Genomic DNA, 21,380 nt, shown 5'->3' on the forward strand with positions numbered 1-21,380 from the left:
TAAGGCCTTGTACATTTTTAAAAGGAATCTATTATTGAGGTAAAGGGGGATTTTCCAATGGTTAAAGGTGTAAAAATTGTAACAATAGGTGGAGGAAGTAGTTATACTCCAGAATTGATGGAAGGTTTTATTAAAAGGTACGAAGAGCTTCCAATAAGAGAAATTTGGCTAGTAGATATAGAATCAGGTAAAGAAAAATTAGAAATTGTAGGTAAAATGGCTCAAAGAATGTGGGATGCATCTCCTTACGATGTTAAAGTTCATTTAACAGTCGACCGTAAAGAAGCTTTGAAAGATGCTGATTTTGTAACGACACAATTTAGAGTGGGTGGATTAGACGCTCGTGTGAAAGATGAAAGAATACCATTATCTTACGGCATGGTAGGTCAAGAAACGAATGGTGCTGGTGGTATTTTTAAAGCATTCCGTACAATTCCAATTATTTTAGATGTTGTAGAGGACATGAAAACACTTTGTCCTAATGCATGGTTAATTAATTTTGCGAACCCAAGCGGTATGGTAACTGACTCAATTATTCGTTACGGTGGCTGGGAAAAAGTTATTGGCTTATGTAACGTTCCAGTAGGTGCTATGATGGCTGAACCTGAATTATTAGGAAAAGATATAAATGAACTAATTTATTCGTTTGCCGGTTTAAATCATTTTCATTGGCACCGCGTAAAAGATACTAAAGGTGTTGATGTAACTTCTGAAATTATTGATAAAATGTTTAGTAATGATTCAGGAATTCCAGCAAATATTCATGATATACCATTCTTCAAAGAGCAACTTAAACAAATGAATATGATTCCTTGTGGGTACCATCGCTACTATTATAGAACTGAAGAAATGCTTGAGAATATGCTAGAAGAATACAATGATGAGAATGTAGGAACGCGAGCACAGCAAGTTAAAAAGAGTGAAAAAGAATTATTCGAATTATATAAAGATGTTAACTTAGATCACAAACCAGAACAGTTAGAACAACGTGGTGGCGCTTATTATTCAGAAGCAGCGTGTGAAACGATTGCATCTATCTATGCTAATAAAAATACACATATTGTTGTTTCTACTAAAAACCAAGGATCTGTACCAGATTTATCACCAGAAGACGTGGTAGAAGTTTCAGCTTATATTGGAGCAGAAGGTGCACGTCCTATAGCATTTGGAACATTCAAACCAGCAGAAAAAGGTTGGTTACAGTTAATGAAGAATATGGAGTTAACTGTAGAAGAAGCGGCAGTAACAGGAGATTATGGCTTAGCGCTACAAGCATTTACTATAAATCCACTTATACCAAGTGGAGAAACAGCTAAGCGCGTTCTAGACGAACTATTAATAGCACATAAAGAGTACTTACCACAGTTTGACAATAAAATTACACAACTTTTAGAAGAAGGATGCACAATTAAAGATGAAGTTGTATTAGAATTAAATAACCAATCGTTACCTTTATAAAAATTAAATCTATTGAAATCTTAACCCCCTCACTAATATAACTAGTGAGGGGGTTTAAGTTTTAAAAAATGTTCACAAAAAGTTCACTTACGAGCAAATTTTATTCTCTCTATACTATAAAGATATAAATAGAAAAGGATGATAAAATTGCCAACAACTAGAAAAGAAAATATACAATTCGGCTTGATAATGTGTTTTGGTATGGTATTAGTAATGAGTATATATAATCTTTATATTAATGGAACAATAGGGGAAATTACTTTTATAGAAGGCATATCTGATTTTGCAATAGGATTTGTTATTGCCTTTATATTAGATATGTTTATTGTAGGACCTAACGCTAAAAAGATAGCATTTAAATTAACAGCAAATACAAACAAGAAAATCTATACAGTCTTAGCAATATCCATATGTATGGTATTAGGAATGGCATTTTTAATGTCTATTTACGGCTTAGTTTCTACTTACATTCATATTGGATATACTTCGAATTCAATGATTATAGACTATCTTTCGATATTTGGTAAAAATTTAATCGTAGCATTACCATTACAAATTATTGTTATGGGCCCACTAGTTCGTTATATATTTACTAGGTATATTCAAGTGAATAGAATGACTATGGAAAATTAAGAAGGAAGAGAGACAGAAATTTTATTAGGAAAATGAGATTTCTGTCGACTCCTTTTTGGCAAGAATATATAAAAGCTAGAGATTATACTTTTATTGGATTAACTAAGCCAAGAATCCAATAAGAGCCATTTAGTTGGATTAACTAAGCCAATAATCCAATAAGAGCCATTTTATTGGATTAACTAAGCCAAAAATCCAATAAGAGCCAATTTAGTTGGATTAACTAAGCCGAAAATCCAATAAGAGCCATTTAGTTGGATTAACTAAGCCAAAAATCCAATAAGAGCCAATTTAGTTGGATTAACTAAGCCGAAAATCCAATAAAAGCCATTTAGTTGGATTAACTAAGACAATAATCCAAATAGAGTACCTTTTTCTTCGCGCTCAAAACAACAAAAGCTGAGACATCAATAAATGTCTCAGCTTTTTAACCTTCTTTAATCTATATATCGTTTTAAATGTTTTGTTGTAAATGAATTGTCTACATCTAATATACCTTGTGGTGGTCCACTATATAATATATGTCCTCCGTTCATGCCGGCTCCTGGTCCTACATCGATAATCCAGTCCGCATGGGTCATCATAGTTAAGTTATGTTCTATGATGATAACTGTATTACCTTGTTCTATCAATTGTTCGAAGCATGACAACAGTGTTGGTATATCGTCTTCATGCAATCCTGTTGTTGGTTCATCGAATACGAATATTTCATCAGTTGCTGATTGATCAAGGTATCTACTTAACTTAACTCTTTGTATTTCACCACCTGATAGTGTATCGAGTGATTGTCCTAAAGTCATATAATGTAGTCCTGTTGCCTGTAAATGGTTTAAGCGACTATAAATCTTGTGATTATGACTGAACATATCAATACCTTCTTCAACTGTTAAAGCTAATACATCGGCTATTGAATATCCATTTACTTTTGCTGCTAACACTTCAGGTCTATATCGTGTACCTTTACATACTTCGCAAATTTGTGAAAAGTCAGGCATAAAAGCTAGTTCTGTCTTGATGACGCCTTTACCATTACATTCGGGACATGCACCTTCTGAATTATAGCTAAACATGCTCTTTTTCAATCCAGTTTCATTACTATAAAACTCACGGACTTCATCAAATAAATCCATGTAAGTTAATAAATTAGAACGGTTTGATGCATGAACAGGTTTTTGATCTATAAAAGTTGTATCGCTACGATTATAAAGTCCAGCTTTTAGCAAAGAACTTTTACCTGAACCTGCAACACCTGCTAATACAGATAAAATGTTTTTAGGAATATCTATAGATACATTTTTTAAGTTATTGTTATTAATGTTTTTTAGATGGAGAAAGTTTTCTGGTTGTCGAATGTTCTTTTTAATATGATGAGATCGGTTCAGAGCTTTACCTGTTGCAGTATGTGTATCAAGCAGTTCTTGATATGTACCGGTGAATGTAATTTCGCCACCGTGCTTTCCAGCTTCTGGACCGATATCAATTACATGATCAGCGATACGAATGACATCTGGATCATGCTCGACTACTAATACAGTATTGCCTTTATCTCTAATTGATTTCATAATGTCGTTAATTTTTTCAATATCTTCAGGGTGAAGTCCTACACTTGGTTCGTCGATAATATATACTAAATCAGTTAAAGGACTGTTTAGATGACGGATTAATTTAATTCTTTGTGACTCTCCTCCTGAAAGAGAAGGTGTTTGACGGTCTAGTGTTAAATAATTAAGTCCAACGTATGACAAAGCTTGTAACTGTTCACACAATGGTTTAATGATGTAGTTAGCTTTTTTATCTTGAATATTTTCAAGGAATGTAATAGCTTCATCTATCGGTAATGCTGTGAAGTCTGTAATGCCTAAGTTGTTAATTTTACAGCTTAACACTTTTTTATTAAGACGTTTACCATCACAAGTAGGGCATTTATGTGTTGTAACAACCCTGTTCACATCTTCTAAAAAGCGTTTTTTCTCAAAATTATCATTTAATAAAAATGAACGTCTAAAACGGTGTATTAAACCTTCGAATTTGGCAGTTTTTGGCCAATTATCAGGTGGATTTTTTAATTTTTTAGGTTTTGTATATAAAAATGTATCCATTTCTTCTTTTGTATAATCTTTTAGCTTTTTATCGTTATCGAATAGACCACTGTATAAATAACGTTTACCTCTCCAGCTATCCGGACGAAATGATGGGAACTTAATAGCGTCTTCATTTAATGACTTGTCATAATCCAGTAGTTCATTTAAATCTATATCTTCAACATATCCTAGTCCTTGGCAAGTGGGACACATACCACTCGGGTTATTGAATGAAAATACACTTGAATAGCCAACAAATGGCTCACCAATTCTTGACCATAACAATCTAACAGAAGCATAAATATCTGATATAGTACCGACTGTTGAACGAGAATTACCGCCTAATCTTTTTTGATTAATGACCATTGCTACTGGCAAGTGTTCTATTTGATCAACATCAGGTTTTTCATATTGTGTTAATTGATTTTGTATATAACTTGAATATGTTTCATTTAATAGCCTTTCAGACTCAGCAGCTAATGTGCTAAAGACTAGAGAAGACTTACCTGAACCTGAACGACCAGTAAACACTGTTAATTTATGTTTAGGAATATCGACATTTATGTTTTTTAAATTATTTTGTTTTGCACCATGCACACGAATATAAGACATAAATTTCACCTCAATATAATTGTACCCTTTTATGTTTAAAACAAAAACTTCTGCTTAAATTGATGTACAATGAAGTTATATCATAAAATAATGTTAGCGATTACAAAGTAAAGGAGTATATGTATGTGGATTGATATTACGCAAAAACTATCAAACGAAATTGCACACTGGCCGGGGGATGAGCCTTTTAATTTTGAGTTGTCTGCTACTAAATCAGAAACGGGCTCGGTAAATATAGGGAGTATTTCTACAAGTACTCATATTGGAACACATATGGATGCACCATTTCATTTTGATGATGAAGGTATAACGATAGATCAAATTGATGTAAATCGATTAATAGGCGAGGCAACATTGATAGAAGTTTTTGAAGAGAATTTAATTTCTCGGGAAATACTTGAACAGTTTGACATTAAAGGGACTATTATCATGATTAAAACAAAACATGAAGCGAAATCAAATATTTTTCCTGAAAATGTACCTGTACTAACGGAAGATGCAATTGCTTATTTATCAAGTATTGGTATTAAAGTGTTTGGTATAGACGTCCCTTCAGTAGATGATATAGATTCTAAAACATTAGATAATCATCACGCTTTTAATAAATACGATATTATCAATATTGAAAATTTATTATTAGAAGAAGTATCAGCTGGCTATTATCATTTTATAGGTTTACCACTTAATTTAATAGGAGCAGATGGTTCGCCGATTAGAGCAGTTATTGAAAAGAAAGGGGAATAGGGATGAATAATTTTCAAGATGATTCGATCAAAGGGGAAAGTGTAAAGACAGATTTTACAGAAGATATGACTTATAGTGAATATTTAGGTTTAGATAAAGTTTTATCAGCACAACATACATTAACAGATAGTCATGACGAAAAATTGTTTATTATCGTTCATCAAGTTTCAGAATTATGGATGAATCTCATAATTCATGAAATTAATTCTGCATGTGATGACGTTAAGAATGATCAATTTAAACAAGCGTTTAAAAAGTTAGCACGAGTAGGAAATATACAAAAACAACTCATTCAAGTATGGGAAGTATTATCTACGATGACACCGAGTGATTATTTAACGTTTAGAGATGATTTAGGTAGTTCTTCAGGATTCCAATCTTACCAAAATAGAATGCTTGAATATAGCCTCGGGTATAAAACGACACATGCGCTTAAAATATATGAAAAAGATGCTAACATATATAATTTGTTAAAAACACAGCTTGAAAAACCAAGTATATACGATGAAACGATTAAAGCTATAAACAGGGCTGGTTTTAAGATTGATGAATCAGTATTAAATAGGAAAGTGACAGACAATCATGTTTCTAATGAATCAGTGAAAGAAGCGTTTAAAGAAATATATTTAAATGCAGAAACATATTTTGAGTTATATGAATTACTAGAGAAATTAACGGATGTTGAGGATAGATATAGTCAATGGCGATTCCGTCATATGAAAACTGTGCAGAGAATTATAGGATTTAAAGTAGGAACTGGTGGCAGCTCTGGTGTAAATTATTTAAAACGTGTTATAGATCATAGCTTCTTTCCAGAACTTTGGGAACTTAGAACAGAATTGTAAAAACAATAACAATTGCCGGAGTGGTACTACCAATCTGGGGCATAAATAAATGTCTCAGGCTGGTAGTTCCGCTCCCTTCTTATTTCAAAAAAATTTATGAATTGCTCATTTCGCTGTCTTTAATATCAGTTATAAACATATGTCCTGGGGCATGTGTAATCATAATTTCTGGTTTAGCTTGAAGTGCGACAGATTGAGGTGTAACGCCACATCCCCAAAATACAGGGACCTCATTATTTTTAATTGTTACAGGGTCACCAAAGTCTGGGGTGTTGATATCTTGTATCCCAATTTCACTAGGGTTTCCTATGTGAATAGGTGTGCCGTGAACATCTTTAAATTGCGTTGTGATTTCTGTTGATTTAATCGCATCTGCCATTGTCATTGGTCGCATACTCACAGTTATATTACCTTTGAAAACACCGCTTGTTGACGCCGGAATATTTGTAATATACATGGGTACATTATGTTTTTCTTCGATGTGTCTCATTGGAATGCCTGCTTCTATTAAAGCGTGTTCGAACGTAAAGCTACATCCTATTAAGAAACTCACCATATCTTCTGTATATAAGTTACTAATATCTTGATATGTATCAACTAACACACCATCTTTATACATTCTATATAACCCTACATCAGTTCTAATATCAGCATCTTTACCATATTTTTTAAATGAAGTTGAACCTTCTTCTGAAACATCTAATAACGGACATGTCTTAGGATTTCTAAAACAAAACTTCAAAAAGTCATAGGCGTACTTTGATGGTAAAATGACGACATTTGCTTGTACATAACCTTTAGCCATCCCGCTAGTAGGCATTTCTAATTCACCACGTCTTATTAAACCTCTTATTTCATTCGGTAAAGCATTTTGTAAATCCATCACTAAATCCCCCTTGAATCTTAAATGTCTTGTATATCATATTATAACATTTTCTCTTTATATGATTGAGATGAATGACATATGGTAAAATGTTTGAGGATGAGAAACTAAATTAAAAATAAAAATATAGGGTGCTATTATGTTAAATTTATTTGTATTATTACTAGAAAGAGTAGGGCTCATTATACTTGTCGCTTACATCTTAATGAATACATCATATTTTAAAAATATGATGGGAGAGCGTGAACAATGGTACGTTAAATGGAGACTTATCATAGTATTTTCTTCATTTGCTTTGTTATCTAACTTTACAGGTGTAGCTATTAATAATGGTGAAGTGGTTTCAAGCATGATTTACCTTCATCTAGGACCAGAAGTTTCACTGGCGAATACACGTGTATTAACGATAGGTGTGGCAGGTATGATCGGCGGACCATTCGTCGGTTTATTTGTAGGTGTATTATCAGGTATATTTAGAGTTTACATTGGCGGAGCAGATGCATATACTTATTTAATTTCATCTATAGTTATTGGTTTAGTGGCTGGTTATTTCGGCCAAAGAGCGATGAAATCTAAAGGGTATTTATCTGTGAAACAAAGTGCTTTAATCGGTGCATCTACAGAAGTTATTCAAATGATATGTATTCTTGTGTTTTCCTCACAAAAAGCAGATGCACTAGAGCTTGTTCAATTGATAGCATTACCTATGATCATTATTAATGGACTGGGAACAGCAATATTTATGTCCATTATTGTTTCAACTGTTAAACAAGAAGAGCAAATGAGAGCTATTCAAACGCAAGATGTATTGAAACTCGTCAATCAAACCTTGCCTTACTTTAAAGAGGGGTTAACAGAGTCTTCAGCAAACGAATCTGCTAAAGTGATTAAAGATTTAATGAAAGTTTCAGCTGTAGCTATTACAAATAAAACACATATTTTAGCGCATGTAGGGGTTGCCAGTGATCACCACACTCCAGATAAAACAATCATTACAGATTTGTCTAAAGCTGTAATTGACACCGGTCAACAAAAAGAAGTGTATTCTAGTAAAGAGATAGGGTGCCAACATCCTAACTGTCCACTGGAAGCGGCAATCGTAATACCTCTATATATACAAGGAGATATCGTAGGAACACTTAAACTTTATTTTACTGATTATCATGATTTAACATTCGTTGAGAAACGTTTAGCTGAAGGATTAGCGAAAATATTCTCGAGCCAATTAGAACTTGGTGCTGTTGAAACACAAAGACAATTACTTCAAGACGCTGAAATAAAATCATTACAAGCACAAGTCAATCCACATTTCTTCTTTAATGCTATGAATACAATTTCTGCATTAGTTAGAATTGATCATGAAAAAGCGCGCCAATTATTATTACAAATGAGTCAGTTTTTCCGTTCTAATTTGCAAGGTGCTAGAAATAACACAATTACAATTTCTAAAGAACTTGAGCAAGTTAGAGCATATATTGCGTTAGAACAAGCAAGGTATCCTGACCATTTTATTATTGAATGTGATATTCCTGAGCAATATGAATCAGCACTTGTATCACCATTCGTAATTCAAATACTTGTAGAGAATGCAATTAAGCATGCTTTTACAAATAGAAAAGATGACAATCGAATATGGGTGAAAGTTACGGGTGAACAACATAAAATTAAATTATCAGTGAAAGATAATGGTCAAGGTATCCCTGAAGAAAAGTTGGGGACAATTGGTAAAGTAATTGTAGAATCACAGTCGGGAACAGGGAGTGCACTTGAAAATTTAAACAGAAGGCTAATCGGTTTATTTGGTCCAACTGCAGAACTTAGCATTCATACTAGTCATTTAGGCACCGAAGTCCAAACTGAAATACCGTATAAACATATAGAGGAGGATATGTAATGCAAGCATTAATTGTAGATGATGAACCATTAGCACGTAATGAATTAAAATATTTACTTAATCAAATTGGGTCATTTAGTGATATTAAAGAAGCAGAAAATGTTGAAGAAACATTAGAACATTTATTATCAAATGATTTTGATGTGATATTTTTAGATATTAATTTAATGGAAGAAAGCGGACTAGATTTAGCTAAAAAAATTAATAAAATGAAACATATTCCACATATTATATTTGCAACAGCTCATGATACTTTTGCTGTACAGGCATTTGAATTAGAAGCAACTGATTATATATTAAAGCCTTTTGAAAAAGTACGTATTGAACAAGCTGTAAATAAATTAACTAGTAGTGGACAACAATCAGTAGTTGAACAATCCAATCATGACGGAACTGAAGTGTTACCTATTGAAATTGATGATCGTATTTACATTTTAAATATAGAAGATATTATAGCGATATCCGTCAATCAAGGTGTTACAACAATTAACACGACAGAAACAAAATATGAAACAAACGAACCGCTCAGTTATTATGAAAAGAAACTGAGCCATGCCAAATTTATCCGTATCCACCGTGCTAGTATCATCAATAAAAAGCATATTCAGTCAGTAGAACATTGGTTTAATTCCACATATCAAGTGACGTTAACACATGGTATAAAATTACAAGTAAGCCGATCATATATGAAGTTGTTTAAAGCGGAAATAGGGTTGGTGTAATTTGGACATCAACTTATTGTAACTCACACATTAAATATTGCATCTCAGGATGAAAACGCTTTATTTAATAGTTTTCATATTAAGATAACCTTAAGAGATAAATACAGGAGGTTGTCGTTATGAAACAAGTTAATAACTTCTTTCAACAAGTATTAACGATATCAATCATATTATTGATATCACATATTATAGAAAGCTTTATGCCTATACCAATGCCAGCATCAGTAATCGGGTTAGTATTGATGTTTGTTGCACTTACTACGGGAATTGTGAAATTAGAACAAGTAGAAGCGGTTGGTACAGCGTTAACGAATAATATAGGGTTTTTATTCGTACCAGCAGGTATTTCAGTTATTAATTCACTGGGTGTTTTAAGTTCAAGTCCAATTTTAATTATTTTATTAATAATCATTTCCACGATTTTATTACTTGTTTGTACAGGAATATTTTCACAACTTATTATGAAACCAAGTGAAAAAACTGCTAAACAAACTAAAAATATTAAACGTAAAAGAGTGGCAGGTGATTACGCATGATGGAACATTTAGGCGTAAATACACCATATTTCGGAATAGGTTTATCAGTTGTCGTATTTTTATTAGGGACACTATTATTTAAAAAAACAAATGGATTTTTCCTATTCGCACCTTTATTCTTCAGTATGGTAGTAGGTATTCTATTTTTAAAAGTTACAGGCATACCATACGAAAATTATAAAATCGGGGGAGATATTATTAACTTCTTCCTTGAACCTGCTACAATTTGCTTTGCGATTCCTTTATATAAAAAGCGTGAAGTATTAAAGAAACATTGGCATCATATTATGGGAGGTATAGCAGTAGGTACAGTCTCAGCATTAGTTATCATCTATATTGTTGCGAAAGCTTTCCAATTCGGTGATGATATTATCGCTTCAATGTTACCACAAGCTGCAACAACAGCGATTGCTTTACCAGTATCTGAAGGTATTTCAGGCATTAAAGAATTAACATCACTTGCAGTTATTTTAAATGCAGTTATTATTATGGCATTAGGTAATAAATTGCTGAAACTATTCAACATAACAAATCCAATTGCACGTGGTTTAGCATTAGGAACAAGTGGACATACATTAGGTGTTGCTGCTGCGAAAGAACTAGGAGAAGTAGAAGAATCAATGGCCAGTATTTCTCTCGTATTAGTTGGTGTAGTGGTCGTAGCAGTTGTACCAATATTTGTACTGCTGTTGCTATAAGTTAACAAGTTTGGATTATAAATCCTAACTCAAAATAAATGGGAGTGGGACAGAAATCTCATTTTAATAAATAGATTTCGTAGTCCCACCCCGGCAAGGATGACTAGGGTTGGAAAAAGCTTGATATAAGCGCATTTTCAATCCAGTCAGCTACTGCCATTATCATAAATGAGGCTGAGACATGTATTTATGTCCCAGCCTTATTTTTATGAAAGTTAAAGATTTTATTCGTGCATGCCTGGGGTATGGCTCGAGCCTGTAGTCTCTCACGCATACTATTCCCATGAGCGTCAGCACTTCACAAAATTGTTAGTGAATCCAATAAGTAGTACGATTCTTAGTTTATTTGCTCATGCAAGAATTATTTTACGTTCTTTCTACTAGTATCCATTTTGAAATGATAAAAGTTACAGGAACAGTTATGACGAGACCTATGAATGGTGCGAATATTTCACTTACATGTAGCCATTGTACAAAAATGTATAACAATAAAGTTTGTAATCCCATATTTACTATTTGAGTTAAAGGGAATTGTAAAAATTTCTTAACTGTTGGCTCAACATGATATACGAAATAACAATTTAAATAAAATGAAATTATAAAGCTTAATATAAATGCTGTAATATGACTCAATAAATAATTGAATTGTAGTATTTTTAATAACAATAAATAAATCCAATAATAGTTAACTGTATTAATGCCGCCAACTATGATAAATCGGACGATCTCGCCGTATTTTTTGTACATAAACAGTTGCTCCTTATATTAACAGAAATTGTTATACGACTAACCCGCGCTTATTACTATATTGTTCATATAATTGCTTCTGTGCTATTTCTTCTAGAATATCAACGACTGTTAATACTTCTTCGTAACTTGTATATAGTGCAGTAGGCGCTAGGCGAATGACATTAGGTTCTCTAAAATCAGGAATCACGCCTTTGTCTTTTAAAGCTAAACTAATACGATAAGCTTCATCATGTACAAGGCATACATGACCGCCACGTAAATAATCTTCTCTTAAATTTCCAACTGCATATCCATATTTAGTTAACTTCTCATCTATTAAATACATAAGATATGAAGTGATATGTAGCGATTTAGTTCGAATAGCATGCATGCCAACTTCATTGAATATTTTCAAAACACCCTCAATAGGTGCCATGGAGAATAAGTTTGGTGTACCTATTTGCCAACCTGAAGCATCTTGTTGATGTTCAAATTCATGTTTAAGCTGGAATTGAGTTTCATCTTTATTTCCAAACCAACCTGCAAGACCAGGTATTTTTGAGAAATGCTTTTTATTAATATATAAAGCTGCTGTTGAGCCTGGACCAGCTGATAAGTATTTGTATGTACACCAAACACCAAAGTCGGCATCTACTCGTGTTAAATCCATATCAATTGCACCAATTGCATGACATAAATCCCATCCGATAATAATATTACGTTCTTTTGCTGCCATCGTGATTTTTTCCATGTCTAAAACTTGAGCACTACGATAAAGTACAGTAGGTAATAAAATGAGAGCAACATCGTCAGTCATAGCGTCGATTAAAGCATTTTCGTCGATATAAGAACCATCACTGCTTTCCACAACTTTAACTGCGTCTTCAGGATTAAGTCCTTTTAACTTCACTTGGCTATCAACTGCATAACGGTCAGTAGGGAAATTTAAGTCATCTACTAATATTTTATATTTATCTTTAGTTGGTTTATAAAAAGTGCTAATCGCTTGGTGAATATTAGAAGTTGTACTACCAACAATAACAACTTCATTAGCGTCGACACCGATTAAAGGTGCCATATAAGAAGCGATATGTTTAGAATAATGATAGTATTTGCTATCATCTGTATTCCAAATTTTGATACCTTCCTTTTTCCATACTTCTAGAACATTGAGCAAGGCTTCTTCCGCATCTTTAGAAGCTAAACCTAAGGAGTTTCCATCCATATAAATTTCGTTAGGTTGTATGTAAAAACGATCGCGTAAGTAATGCAACACATCTGCAGTGTCTAATGCTTTAGCAAATTCCTTAGTTGTATTAAATGATGTATCCATTTCATTCATCCCCTTATATATGATTCATGATACTTTACATCAATTGTATACTTTCATTATAAAACGTACAAAGATAATGACAATATAAATAAAATCTCCCAATCTGAAAGTTAGAAGACTGACGGATAGAGAGATTTTGTTTATATTAGAATGTTTCACCTAAAGCTTTAGCACGTTTGATACCATCAGCTTTAATTTCTTCAGCTTTGTTAGGTTCAGCATTATGTCCTTCAACGATTAGGCTATCAACGTCAGTAATACCATAGAAGCCCATCATTTGTTTGATATAACGATCACCCATTTCTAACTGTGCTGCAGGACCTTCTGAATAATATCCTCCACGTGCTTGGATATGTAATGCTTTTTTATCTGGTAATAAACCAACAGGACCTTCAGCAGTATATTTAAATGTTTTACCTGCTACTGAAACAGAATCTAAATATGCTTTCATTACTGGAGGGAATGAGAAGTTCCAGAATGGTGTTACGAATACATATTTATCTGCATTCACGAACTGGTTACTTAATTCTTCTAGACGTTTAACTTTCCCTTGTTCGCCTTCTGATAAAGCTTCAAATTCTTGACCCGATTGTAGTTTCCCCCAACCAGCAAATACATCCGCATCAATTTGAGGAATATATTCATTATATAAATCAATGTGAACAACTTCATCATTTGGATTTGATACTTTGTAACTCTCAATAAAAGCTTTAGCTGTAGCCATTGAGAATGACACTGTGTCATCGTGTGGATGAGCTGTTATAAATAATACTTGTGACATATAAAATCTTTCCTTCCCGTAATAAAAATTAAACTAACTATAAATAGTATACTCGAAAAGATTTTTTTAGCAATAGAATTAATTTATGAAAAACAGTGATATTACACTTATTTAAATATTATTTCATGAAAGTTGATTTTAATTACTTATTTATAGGAGGTTAATATGATTCGTCCGATATTATATTAATAAAATTATGTAAAACTTTTGACTTTAGTTATAATTTAATTAACATATGGTATAAATAACACAAAACAAAGGGATGGTAGTAAATGAGAAAAAAATTATACATAATGCGACATGGACAAACGCTTTTTAACGAAAAACATAAAATTCAAGGTGCTAGTGATTCGCCATTAACTGAATTAGGAATAGAACAAGCAACGATGGCGAAAGAGTATTTTGATAAAGAGAACATTCAATTTCAATCGTTATATTCATCTACTCAAGAAAGAGCTTCAGATACACTAGAAATTATTTGTCCAAATAGACCATACACGAGATTGAAAGGTCTTAAAGAATGGAACTTCGGCTTATTCGAAGCGGAAAATGAAATGTTAAACCCACCACATAAAGAAGGAGAAACATCATATGGAGACTTTTTCGTAGCATACGGTGGAGAATCAAGTGTAGATGTACAAAAAAGAATGAGCAAAACATTATTAAACGTTATGAACACTGATGACGCAGAAACAATCCTAGCAGTAAGTCATGGTGGTGCGATGTTTATGTTCATACAAGACTGGTTGCCAATAAAATCAGTACAAAGAATAAAATTTAGTAATTGTTGCATATTAGAGTTTGAATATGAAGATGGACAATTCAAATTTCTAGATGTCATTAATCCAACAGAAAAATAATTCAAGATCAGAGAAAAGGCTGAGACATTTATTTATGTCACAGCCTTTTTTCATGCAAATATACTTTTATTTTATTGATGGTATATAGAATCTTGAGTTTTCGTAGTGGAATGTGATGTCAGAATAGTCGAATGGTACACCTGTGCTTGTGTAGAATATTTGAGTGTATTCTAATGATGGTTCTCCTTCGCTTAATTCTAATTTTTCTGCTTGGTCTTTAGAGAGTTTGTCTACTTTAAAATAAATATCTGTAAATCCTACTTTTACTTTAAGATTATTTTCGATGTAATGAAAAATAGACCCAGTTGCAATTTCCTCATTCATATATAGCACTACATTTTTATTGAAATATGAAGTTTCTATACAGAATACTTTTCCATCCACGTATCTTATACGTTCTACGTAATATACCGTTTCATTTTCGGGTATTTTTAGCTGATTTTGTATATAAGATTCTGGCTTTACTTCAGTGACTTTTAAGATTTTACTTGTAACATCATGTTCTTTTAAATCATCAGAAAAGCCGTCAGCTGTAAACAGGTTTAAATACCCGTCTCTCTTTGGATTTCTTACATAAATGCCGCTTCCTCTAGCTTGATAAATCATGCCTTCTTTTTCTAGATTTTTCAGTGCATTAATGATTGTACTTTTACTTACATCATATTCTGTTTTTAATATTTCGACGCTCGGTAATTTATCCCCAGCTTCGTAATGTCCATCTTCAATAAGCGATGAGATGCGAGAAGCAATCTGTTCGTATTTAAGCATATTAATCCCCACTTTTATTATATTACCTATAATTATAGCATTTGTATAAGTAAATACACCAACTAAATTTGTATGGTACTTTACAAATTGTACCGGTATAATTATAATGTAAGTGTATACAGAGTTGATTAAAAAATAATCGAGGTGTCAATCATGGCTAATAAAAATGAAAAAATCGCTCAAGAAATCTTAGATGCTATAGGTGGCGAAGGTAATATTGTAAAGAGCACGCACTGTGCCACACGCTTAAGAATAGTATTACAACGTTCTGATCCGTCGGCTAAAGAAAAAGTTAAAAAAATAGACGGTGTTGTTACTGTTGTTGAAAATAATGGACAGTTTCAAATAGTAATCGGGAATAATGTCGGAGAAGTTTATAAATATTTTGAAGCTTTAACAGGGAAATCAAGTAACGAAGAAAAAGAAACAGAAAATAAGGGTAGTGTTTTAAACAGAGTTATTGCAACGATGTCGGCCGTGTTTGCACCGTTTATTTATATACTCGCAGCAGCAGGTATTCTTCAAGGTTTACTTATTTTAATTAATTTAATTATTCCAGCATTTGAAAAGACTGGAACGTACGAAGTATTTAACTTTATCTCATGGGCACCATTTACGTTCTTGCCTATATTTATTGCCATTACGGCGTCTAAACATTTTAACGTAAATACATATATTGCTGTTGCTTGTTCAGCAGCATTAGTTACACCAGAATTAACAGGTATTATTGATAGAATTGGTGACGGAGAAACAGTTAGATTTTTCGGAATGCCTTTGACTGAAACATCATATACGTCATCTGTATTACCACCATTACTATTAGTATGGATTTTATCTTATTTAGAAAAATACTTAAATAAAGTGATAAATGATGTTATAAAACCATTATTTGTACCATTTTTAGCTATTATCATCATGGTACCTTTAACATTATTAGTAATTGGACCGATTTCAACAGTTGTCGCACATGGAATCGCAAACGGTTATAACTCACTTGTTGAAGTGGCTCCTTGGTTAGCTGGAGCTATTATCGGTGGTGTATGGCAAGTCTTTGTAATTTTCGGTGTGCATTGGGGTATTACACCGGTTGTTCTTGCTAACTTTGAACAATACGGTAGTGATTCATTCCAAGCGTATCAAACTATAGCTGTAATTGCTCAAGTAGGTGCTGTAGTTGGCGTCCTTATTAAAGCGAAGAGCCAAGAAATTAAACGAATATCCTCTTCGGCTGGTATTACAGGTATATTCGGTATTACAGAACCATCTATTTACGGAGTGAACTTAAGATTTAAGAAACCATTTATTATCGCTTGTATTAGTGGTGCAGTAGGTGCATTTGTAGCTAGTTTCTTTAATCCTAAATATTATGCTTATGCAGGGTTACCAGGACCGATAACTATTGTGAATGGTTACAACGCGGATAATGCTGGTTCCATTTGGGGTATCTTAATTGGTTCAGCTATAGCAGTTATATTACCAATTATCTTGATACAAGTATTTGGATATGGAGAAGATACAACTGAGCAAGTTGAAGATGCTGATGTTAATAATTCAAATAAAGTAGCTAATAATGAACAGTTAGAGGTTTCACTGTCTGCGCCAGTTTCAGGAAAGCTTGTTAAATTAGTAGATGTGCCAGATCCAGTATTTTCAGGTGGTATGATGGGATATGGTGTCGCAATAGAACCATCACATTCTACAATTAATAGTCCTGTAGAAGGTAAAGTCACTATGATTGCACCTACAAAACATGCGATTGGTATTGATACTTTAGACGGTGCAGAGATATTAATTCATATCGGTTTAGAAACAGTTGAATTGAAAGGTGAAGGCTTTGAAGTACAAGTCTCAGAAGGAGATTCAATAAAAATAGGAACACCACTAGTAAAATTTGATAAAGAAGCAATAGTAGAGAAAGGCTATAACACAATTACACCTGTGATTGTAACGAATAGTGCAGAATTTAGTGAAATTATGCCTGTCGATGCTACAGATGTAGAAGAAGGGCAAACAATTTTAAATATTATTAAAAAATAAAGGAGAAATTCATTATGGCTAAATTAGATAAAAACTTTTTATGGGGTGGCGCATTAGCTGCAAACCAATTTGAAGGTGGATATGATCAAGGCGGTAAAGGTTTGAGTGTGCATGATGTCATGACAGCGGGTGAACACGGTAAAGCAAGAGAAATTACTGAAACAATTGAAGATGATAAATTTTATCCAAACCATGATGGTATAGATTTTTACAATAGATATAAAGAAGATATCGCTTTATTCGGTGAAATGGGATTAAAATGTTTACGTACATCAATAGCATGGACGAGAATTTTTCCAAATGGTGATGAAGCAGAACCAAATGAAGAAGGCTTGCAGTTCTATGATAATATCATCGATGAGTTGTTAAAATACAATATTGAACCAGTATTAACATTATCACACTTTGAAATGCCTTTACATTTAGCACGTGAATACGGAGGTTTCAGAAACCGTAAAGTTGTAGATTACTTTGTACGTTTTGCTGAAACAGTGTTTAACCGTTACAAAGATAAAGTGAAATATTGGATGACATTCAACGAGATTAATAACCAAATGGATACTAGTAATCCAATATTCTTATGGACGAACTCTGGTGTAACATTAGCAGAAGATGAAGATCCAGAAGAAGTATTATACCAAGTTGCACATAATGAATTAATAGCAAGTGCTTTAGCAGTATCAAAAGGTAAAGAAATCAACCCAGACTTTATAATTGGTAACATGATTTCACACGTTCCAATTTATCCATATTCATGTAACCCGAACGATATTATGGAAGCTGAAATCGCAAATCGTTTAAGATTCTTCTTCCCAGATGTGCAAGTAAGAGGTTATTACCCAGGTTATGCTTTGAAAATGTTCGAGAAAAATGGTTACGACATTAAGTGGCAAGAAGGCGACGACGAAATCTTGAAAAATGGTACTGTAGAATACATCGCATTTAGTTACTATATGTCTACAGTTGTAAAACACGATGAAGTAACAAGTGTTGAAGATAATGTGGTTAATGGCGGACTACCAAATTCAGTGAAAAACCCATATATTAAAGAAAGCCAATGGGGTTGGGCTATCGACCCAGTTGGTTTAAGATACACATTAAACGTGTTATATAACCGCTATCAATTACCATTATTTATTGTTGAAAATGGCTTTGGAACAACTGATGAATTTAAAGAAGATGGAACGATTGATGATCAAGAACGTATCGACTACTTAAGAGAGCATATCAAAGCTTCTATACAAGCAGTAGATGAAGATGGCGTAGACTTAATGGGTTATACACCTTGGGGTATTATCGATATCGTATCATTCACAACTGGAGAAATGAAAAAACGTTACGGTCTAATTCATGTTGATCGTGATAACGAAGGTAACGGTACATTAAAACGTACTAAGAAAAATTCATTCTACTGGTTTAATAATGTGATTAAGACAAACGGTGAAGAACTATAATTAAAACGTGTAAATTAAATATGAAGTTAAAGAAGAGCTAAGGGTATCTCCTAGCTCTTCTTTGGTATGGAACATTAAAAAGCGAGTGTTAATTCTGTTATTGGATTAATTAAGCCGAAAATCCAATAAGATCCGTTTTGTTGGATTAATTAGGACGAAAATCCAATAAGGGCCCTTTTGTTGGATTAAGCAGGGCATAAATCCAATTAATGTGTTTCACCTAATGCTATTTTGATATCTTCGTCATTTTCATTAATAGCACTGATAGCGGCTTCTAATCCTTTCGCAATATTTTCGATGGACATTGATGGTTGTTCTGGTTTGTTGACGACTTGTTCTGGTGTGTATGGTACATGGATAAATCCGAATTTTAAATCATTGTAGTATTTATCTGCTATATAGCCTAATTGGTACAAAATATGGTTACATACAAATGTACCTGCTGTATTAGACAACCTTGAAGGAATACCACTATTTTTAATAGCGATGGTCATTCGTTTTACGGGTAGTGTTGAAAAGTAAGCAGTTTGTCCGTCTGTTTGTATAGGTTCATCGATAGGTTGATTGCCTTCGTTATCTGGAATTCTAGCATCGTCTAAATTGATACCAACTCGTTCTGGTGTTAATTCAAATCTTCCGCCTGCTTGTCCAACTGCTAATACAGCATCAAAATGATCTTGTTTTAATTGCTCTAATATTATTGATTTTGATTTATGGAATACTGTTGGTATTTCTAGTTTTATAATTTCATTGCCATTAATTTTTGTAGGTAATAAATTGACGGCTTCTAATGCTGGATTAATATTTTCGCCACCAAATGGATCAAATGCTGTGATTAAAATTTTCATGATTATTCGCCTCTTTATAAATCGATATTTTATTTCATTATAGATGGACTCATGTTAATTTCAAAACGACATTCATTTTAATATGCTCAAAAGGTTGAATTATTAAACAGTGTTAATTCATAATTAAGCTATAGAAGTTAAATGTTATTTTAGAATAATGTTTTAAATAAAGGAGTACTTAATATGACAGAAAGAAAATTAGTCGCTGAAAAATCAATCGATGTAAACGTCTATGATGTCGACGCTATGGGTATTGTGAGCAATATAGTATATATAAAATGGTTTGAAGATTTACGTAATGCATTTATTGATCAATATATGACGATTTCAGAGATGATGAAATCTGATATCTCGCCTATACTTATGCATACAGAAGCGGATTACAAAGCGCCGTTAACGATTCATGATAAACCAGTAGGTCGTTGTTGGTTAGTAAAAGTTAGCAAAATGAAATGGGAATTAGAATTTGAAATTGCTACTTCTGAACAAGTGCATTGTACTGGTTATCAAAAAGGTGGTTTCTATAATGTTGTTACCGAGAAAGTTGTGAAATCGCCAGAAATCTTTTTAAATATCTAAGTGAGGTCTAAATGATGAAATCGAGTATAAATGATTTAAACAAACCGATTGCTGTTTTTGATGCTGGTATTGGAAGTTACTCAATAGTAACATTACTAAAAAAAGAATTTCCTGAACAAGATATTATATATTTAGCAGACCGTAATCAATTTCCATACGGATATAAATCAAAAGATGATTTAAAAAAGGTAATAAGAAGTACATTGACGTACTTAGAAAATTGGAGTCCCAGTTTAATCGTTGTTGCTTCTAATGCACCTTCTATTACAGTTCTAGATGATATTAAAGATGAATACGAAACTGAAATTTTAGGTGTTTATCCACCTATAAAAGAAGCGATAGAAAAATCAGCATCAAAGAATATTGGTGTTTTAGGTGTTCAATCACTAATAGAAAGTGATGAAATGCTTCAATATATTGAACAAGAAGCGACAAGCGATGCGACAGTTCAAACATATAATGCATCAACTCTAGTTGAACTTGTAGAATCGGGTGCATTTTTATCAGATAAATATCGAACATTAATGACAGTTAAACGTTTTATGGATAATATAATTGAACAAGATGAAACAATAGATGTATTCACGTTGTCATCAACACATCTGTCATGGTTATATAGTTATTTAAAAGAACTGTATCCACATATTCAATTTATTGATTCAGCAAATGAAATTATAAATAAAGCTAATATATATACATCTAAAGGTACAGGAACGATTAAAGCACTTGTCACAACAAACGAAAAATATACACTACAAGAATTTAAAAAGATGCTACAAAACTTCAATGTACAATTAAATTTAGAAGAAATTGAAATATAACAGGCTGGGAAAAATAACTTCCTAGTCTGTTTTTATTATATTGGCAGTAGCTAACCGGAAGCCA

General features: G+C 32.8%; 20 protein-coding genes. 13 read left to right on the forward strand and 7 right to left on the reverse strand.

Annotated features, from left to right (window positions below):
• The first annotated feature begins 57 nt into the window (after positions 1 to 57).
• Positions 58 to 1,458, forward strand: coding sequence for a 6-phospho-beta-glucosidase (locus LQ682_RS03010; RefSeq protein ID WP_103269177.1), 1,401 nt, complete (start codon positions 58 to 60; stop codon positions 1,456 to 1,458).
• A gap of 138 nt (positions 1,459 to 1,596) precedes the next feature.
• Positions 1,597 to 2,091 carry a DUF2798 domain-containing protein gene (locus LQ682_RS03015; protein WP_306299592.1) on the forward strand — a complete coding sequence of 165 codons (495 nt, stop codon included), beginning with the start codon at positions 1,597 to 1,599 and terminating at the stop codon, positions 2,089 to 2,091.
• A gap of 437 nt (positions 2,092 to 2,528) precedes the next feature.
• Here the strand turns inward: LQ682_RS03015 and LQ682_RS03020 are convergent, their stop codons facing one another.
• The gene (locus tag LQ682_RS03020; protein ID WP_239723846.1) at positions 2,529 to 4,784 is read right to left on the reverse strand and encodes an ATP-binding cassette domain-containing protein; all 2,256 of its coding nucleotides are present in this window, start codon (positions 4,782 to 4,784) and stop codon (positions 2,529 to 2,531) included.
• A 123-nt stretch (positions 4,785 to 4,907) separates the two neighbouring features.
• Here LQ682_RS03020 and LQ682_RS03025 point away from each other — a divergent pair, with 123 nt between their 5' ends.
• Positions 4,908 to 5,528, forward strand: a complete 621-nt coding sequence (locus LQ682_RS03025) for a cyclase family protein (protein WP_103269180.1) — start codon at positions 4,908 to 4,910, stop codon at positions 5,526 to 5,528.
• A 2-nt stretch (positions 5,529 to 5,530) separates the two neighbouring features.
• Positions 5,531 to 6,373, forward strand: coding sequence for a tryptophan 2,3-dioxygenase (locus LQ682_RS03030; RefSeq protein ID WP_064204640.1), 843 nt, complete (start codon positions 5,531 to 5,533; stop codon positions 6,371 to 6,373).
• Positions 6,374 to 6,467: 94 nt separating this feature from the next.
• Here the strand turns inward: LQ682_RS03030 and LQ682_RS03035 are convergent, their stop codons facing one another.
• Entirely contained in the window at positions 6,468 to 7,256 is a 789-nt protein-coding gene (locus LQ682_RS03035; RefSeq protein WP_103269181.1) for a putative hydro-lyase, read from the reverse strand.
• A gap of 139 nt (positions 7,257 to 7,395) precedes the next feature.
• Between LQ682_RS03035 and LQ682_RS03040 the strand changes: the two genes are divergently transcribed.
• From LQ682_RS03040 to lrgB, 4 genes are all read left to right on the forward strand, one after another.
• A complete protein-coding gene (locus LQ682_RS03040) occupies positions 7,396 to 9,150 on the forward strand; it encodes a sensor histidine kinase (protein WP_239723848.1) in 1,755 nt (584 codons plus the stop codon).
• Complete coding sequence (locus LQ682_RS03045) at positions 9,150 to 9,872, forward strand: response regulator transcription factor LytR (protein ID WP_103269183.1); 723 nt, start codon at positions 9,150 to 9,152, stop codon at positions 9,870 to 9,872. Before LQ682_RS03040 ends, LQ682_RS03045 begins: the two co-directional genes overlap by 1 nt.
• A 119-nt stretch (positions 9,873 to 9,991) precedes the next feature.
• The gene (gene lrgA / locus LQ682_RS03050; RefSeq protein WP_017001192.1) at positions 9,992 to 10,408 is read left to right on the forward strand and encodes an antiholin-like murein hydrolase modulator LrgA; all 417 of its coding nucleotides are present in this window, start codon (positions 9,992 to 9,994) and stop codon (positions 10,406 to 10,408) included.
• A complete protein-coding gene (gene lrgB, locus LQ682_RS03055) occupies positions 10,405 to 11,106 on the forward strand; it encodes an antiholin-like protein LrgB (RefSeq protein ID WP_017001191.1) in 702 nt (233 codons plus the stop codon). Before lrgA ends, lrgB begins: the two co-directional genes overlap by 4 nt.
• Before the next feature lie 366 nt (positions 11,107 to 11,472).
• Here lrgB and LQ682_RS03060 read toward each other — a convergent pair whose 3' ends face one another.
• The 3 genes from LQ682_RS03060 to LQ682_RS03070 form a co-directional block, all read right to left on the reverse strand.
• Entirely contained in the window at positions 11,473 to 11,853 is a 381-nt protein-coding gene (locus LQ682_RS03060) for a GtrA family protein (RefSeq protein ID WP_016999547.1), read from the reverse strand.
• Positions 11,854 to 11,884: 31 nt separating this feature from the next.
• Positions 11,885 to 13,168 carry a kynureninase gene (gene kynU, locus LQ682_RS03065; protein WP_103269184.1) on the reverse strand — a complete coding sequence of 428 codons (1,284 nt, stop codon included), beginning with the start codon at positions 13,166 to 13,168 and terminating at the stop codon, positions 11,885 to 11,887.
• 145 nt (positions 13,169 to 13,313) lie between these two features.
• Entirely contained in the window at positions 13,314 to 13,949 is a 636-nt protein-coding gene (locus LQ682_RS03070; RefSeq protein WP_103269185.1) for an FMN-dependent NADH-azoreductase, read from the reverse strand.
• Positions 13,950 to 14,221: 272 nt separating this feature from the next.
• Here LQ682_RS03070 and LQ682_RS03075 point away from each other — a divergent pair, with 272 nt between their 5' ends.
• Positions 14,222 to 14,809: a histidine phosphatase family protein gene (locus tag LQ682_RS03075; RefSeq protein ID WP_064211609.1), complete on the forward strand. Its 588-nt coding sequence runs from the start codon at positions 14,222 to 14,224 to the stop codon at positions 14,807 to 14,809.
• A gap of 66 nt (positions 14,810 to 14,875) precedes the next feature.
• On the opposite strand, the gene LQ682_RS03080 is transcribed toward LQ682_RS03075, so the two are convergent.
• Positions 14,876 to 15,577 carry a GntR family transcriptional regulator gene (locus tag LQ682_RS03080; protein WP_064204645.1) on the reverse strand — a complete coding sequence of 234 codons (702 nt, stop codon included), beginning with the start codon at positions 15,575 to 15,577 and terminating at the stop codon, positions 14,876 to 14,878.
• A gap of 153 nt (positions 15,578 to 15,730) precedes the next feature.
• Between LQ682_RS03080 and LQ682_RS03085 the strand changes: the two genes are divergently transcribed.
• Together LQ682_RS03085 and LQ682_RS03090 are read left to right on the forward strand one after the other, a co-directional pair.
• On the forward strand, positions 15,731 to 17,614 hold the full coding sequence (locus LQ682_RS03085) for a beta-glucoside-specific PTS transporter subunit IIABC (RefSeq protein WP_103269042.1): 1,884 nt from the start codon (positions 15,731 to 15,733) through the stop codon (positions 17,612 to 17,614).
• Positions 17,615 to 17,628: 14 nt separating this feature from the next.
• A complete protein-coding gene (locus tag LQ682_RS03090; RefSeq protein WP_103269041.1) occupies positions 17,629 to 19,068 on the forward strand; it encodes a 6-phospho-beta-glucosidase in 1,440 nt (479 codons plus the stop codon).
• A gap of 206 nt (positions 19,069 to 19,274) precedes the next feature.
• Here LQ682_RS03090 and pcp read toward each other — a convergent pair whose 3' ends face one another.
• Positions 19,275 to 19,916: a pyroglutamyl-peptidase I gene (gene pcp / locus LQ682_RS03095; protein ID WP_103269040.1), complete on the reverse strand. Its 642-nt coding sequence runs from the start codon at positions 19,914 to 19,916 to the stop codon at positions 19,275 to 19,277.
• Positions 19,917 to 20,099: 183 nt separating this feature from the next.
• On the opposite strand from pcp, the gene LQ682_RS03100 reads away from it, so the two are divergent.
• Complete coding sequence (locus LQ682_RS03100; RefSeq protein ID WP_103269039.1) at positions 20,100 to 20,495, forward strand: acyl-CoA thioesterase; 396 nt, start codon at positions 20,100 to 20,102, stop codon at positions 20,493 to 20,495.
• 11 nt (positions 20,496 to 20,506) lie between these two features.
• On the forward strand, positions 20,507 to 21,316 hold the full coding sequence (locus LQ682_RS03105; protein WP_103269038.1) for a glutamate racemase: 810 nt from the start codon (positions 20,507 to 20,509) through the stop codon (positions 21,314 to 21,316).
• Positions 21,317 to 21,380: the final 64 nt, after the last annotated feature.

The sequence above is a fragment of the Mammaliicoccus sp. A-M4 genome (genome assembly GCF_022386955.1).
GTDB lineage: Bacteria > Bacillota > Bacilli > Staphylococcales > Staphylococcaceae > Mammaliicoccus > Mammaliicoccus lentus.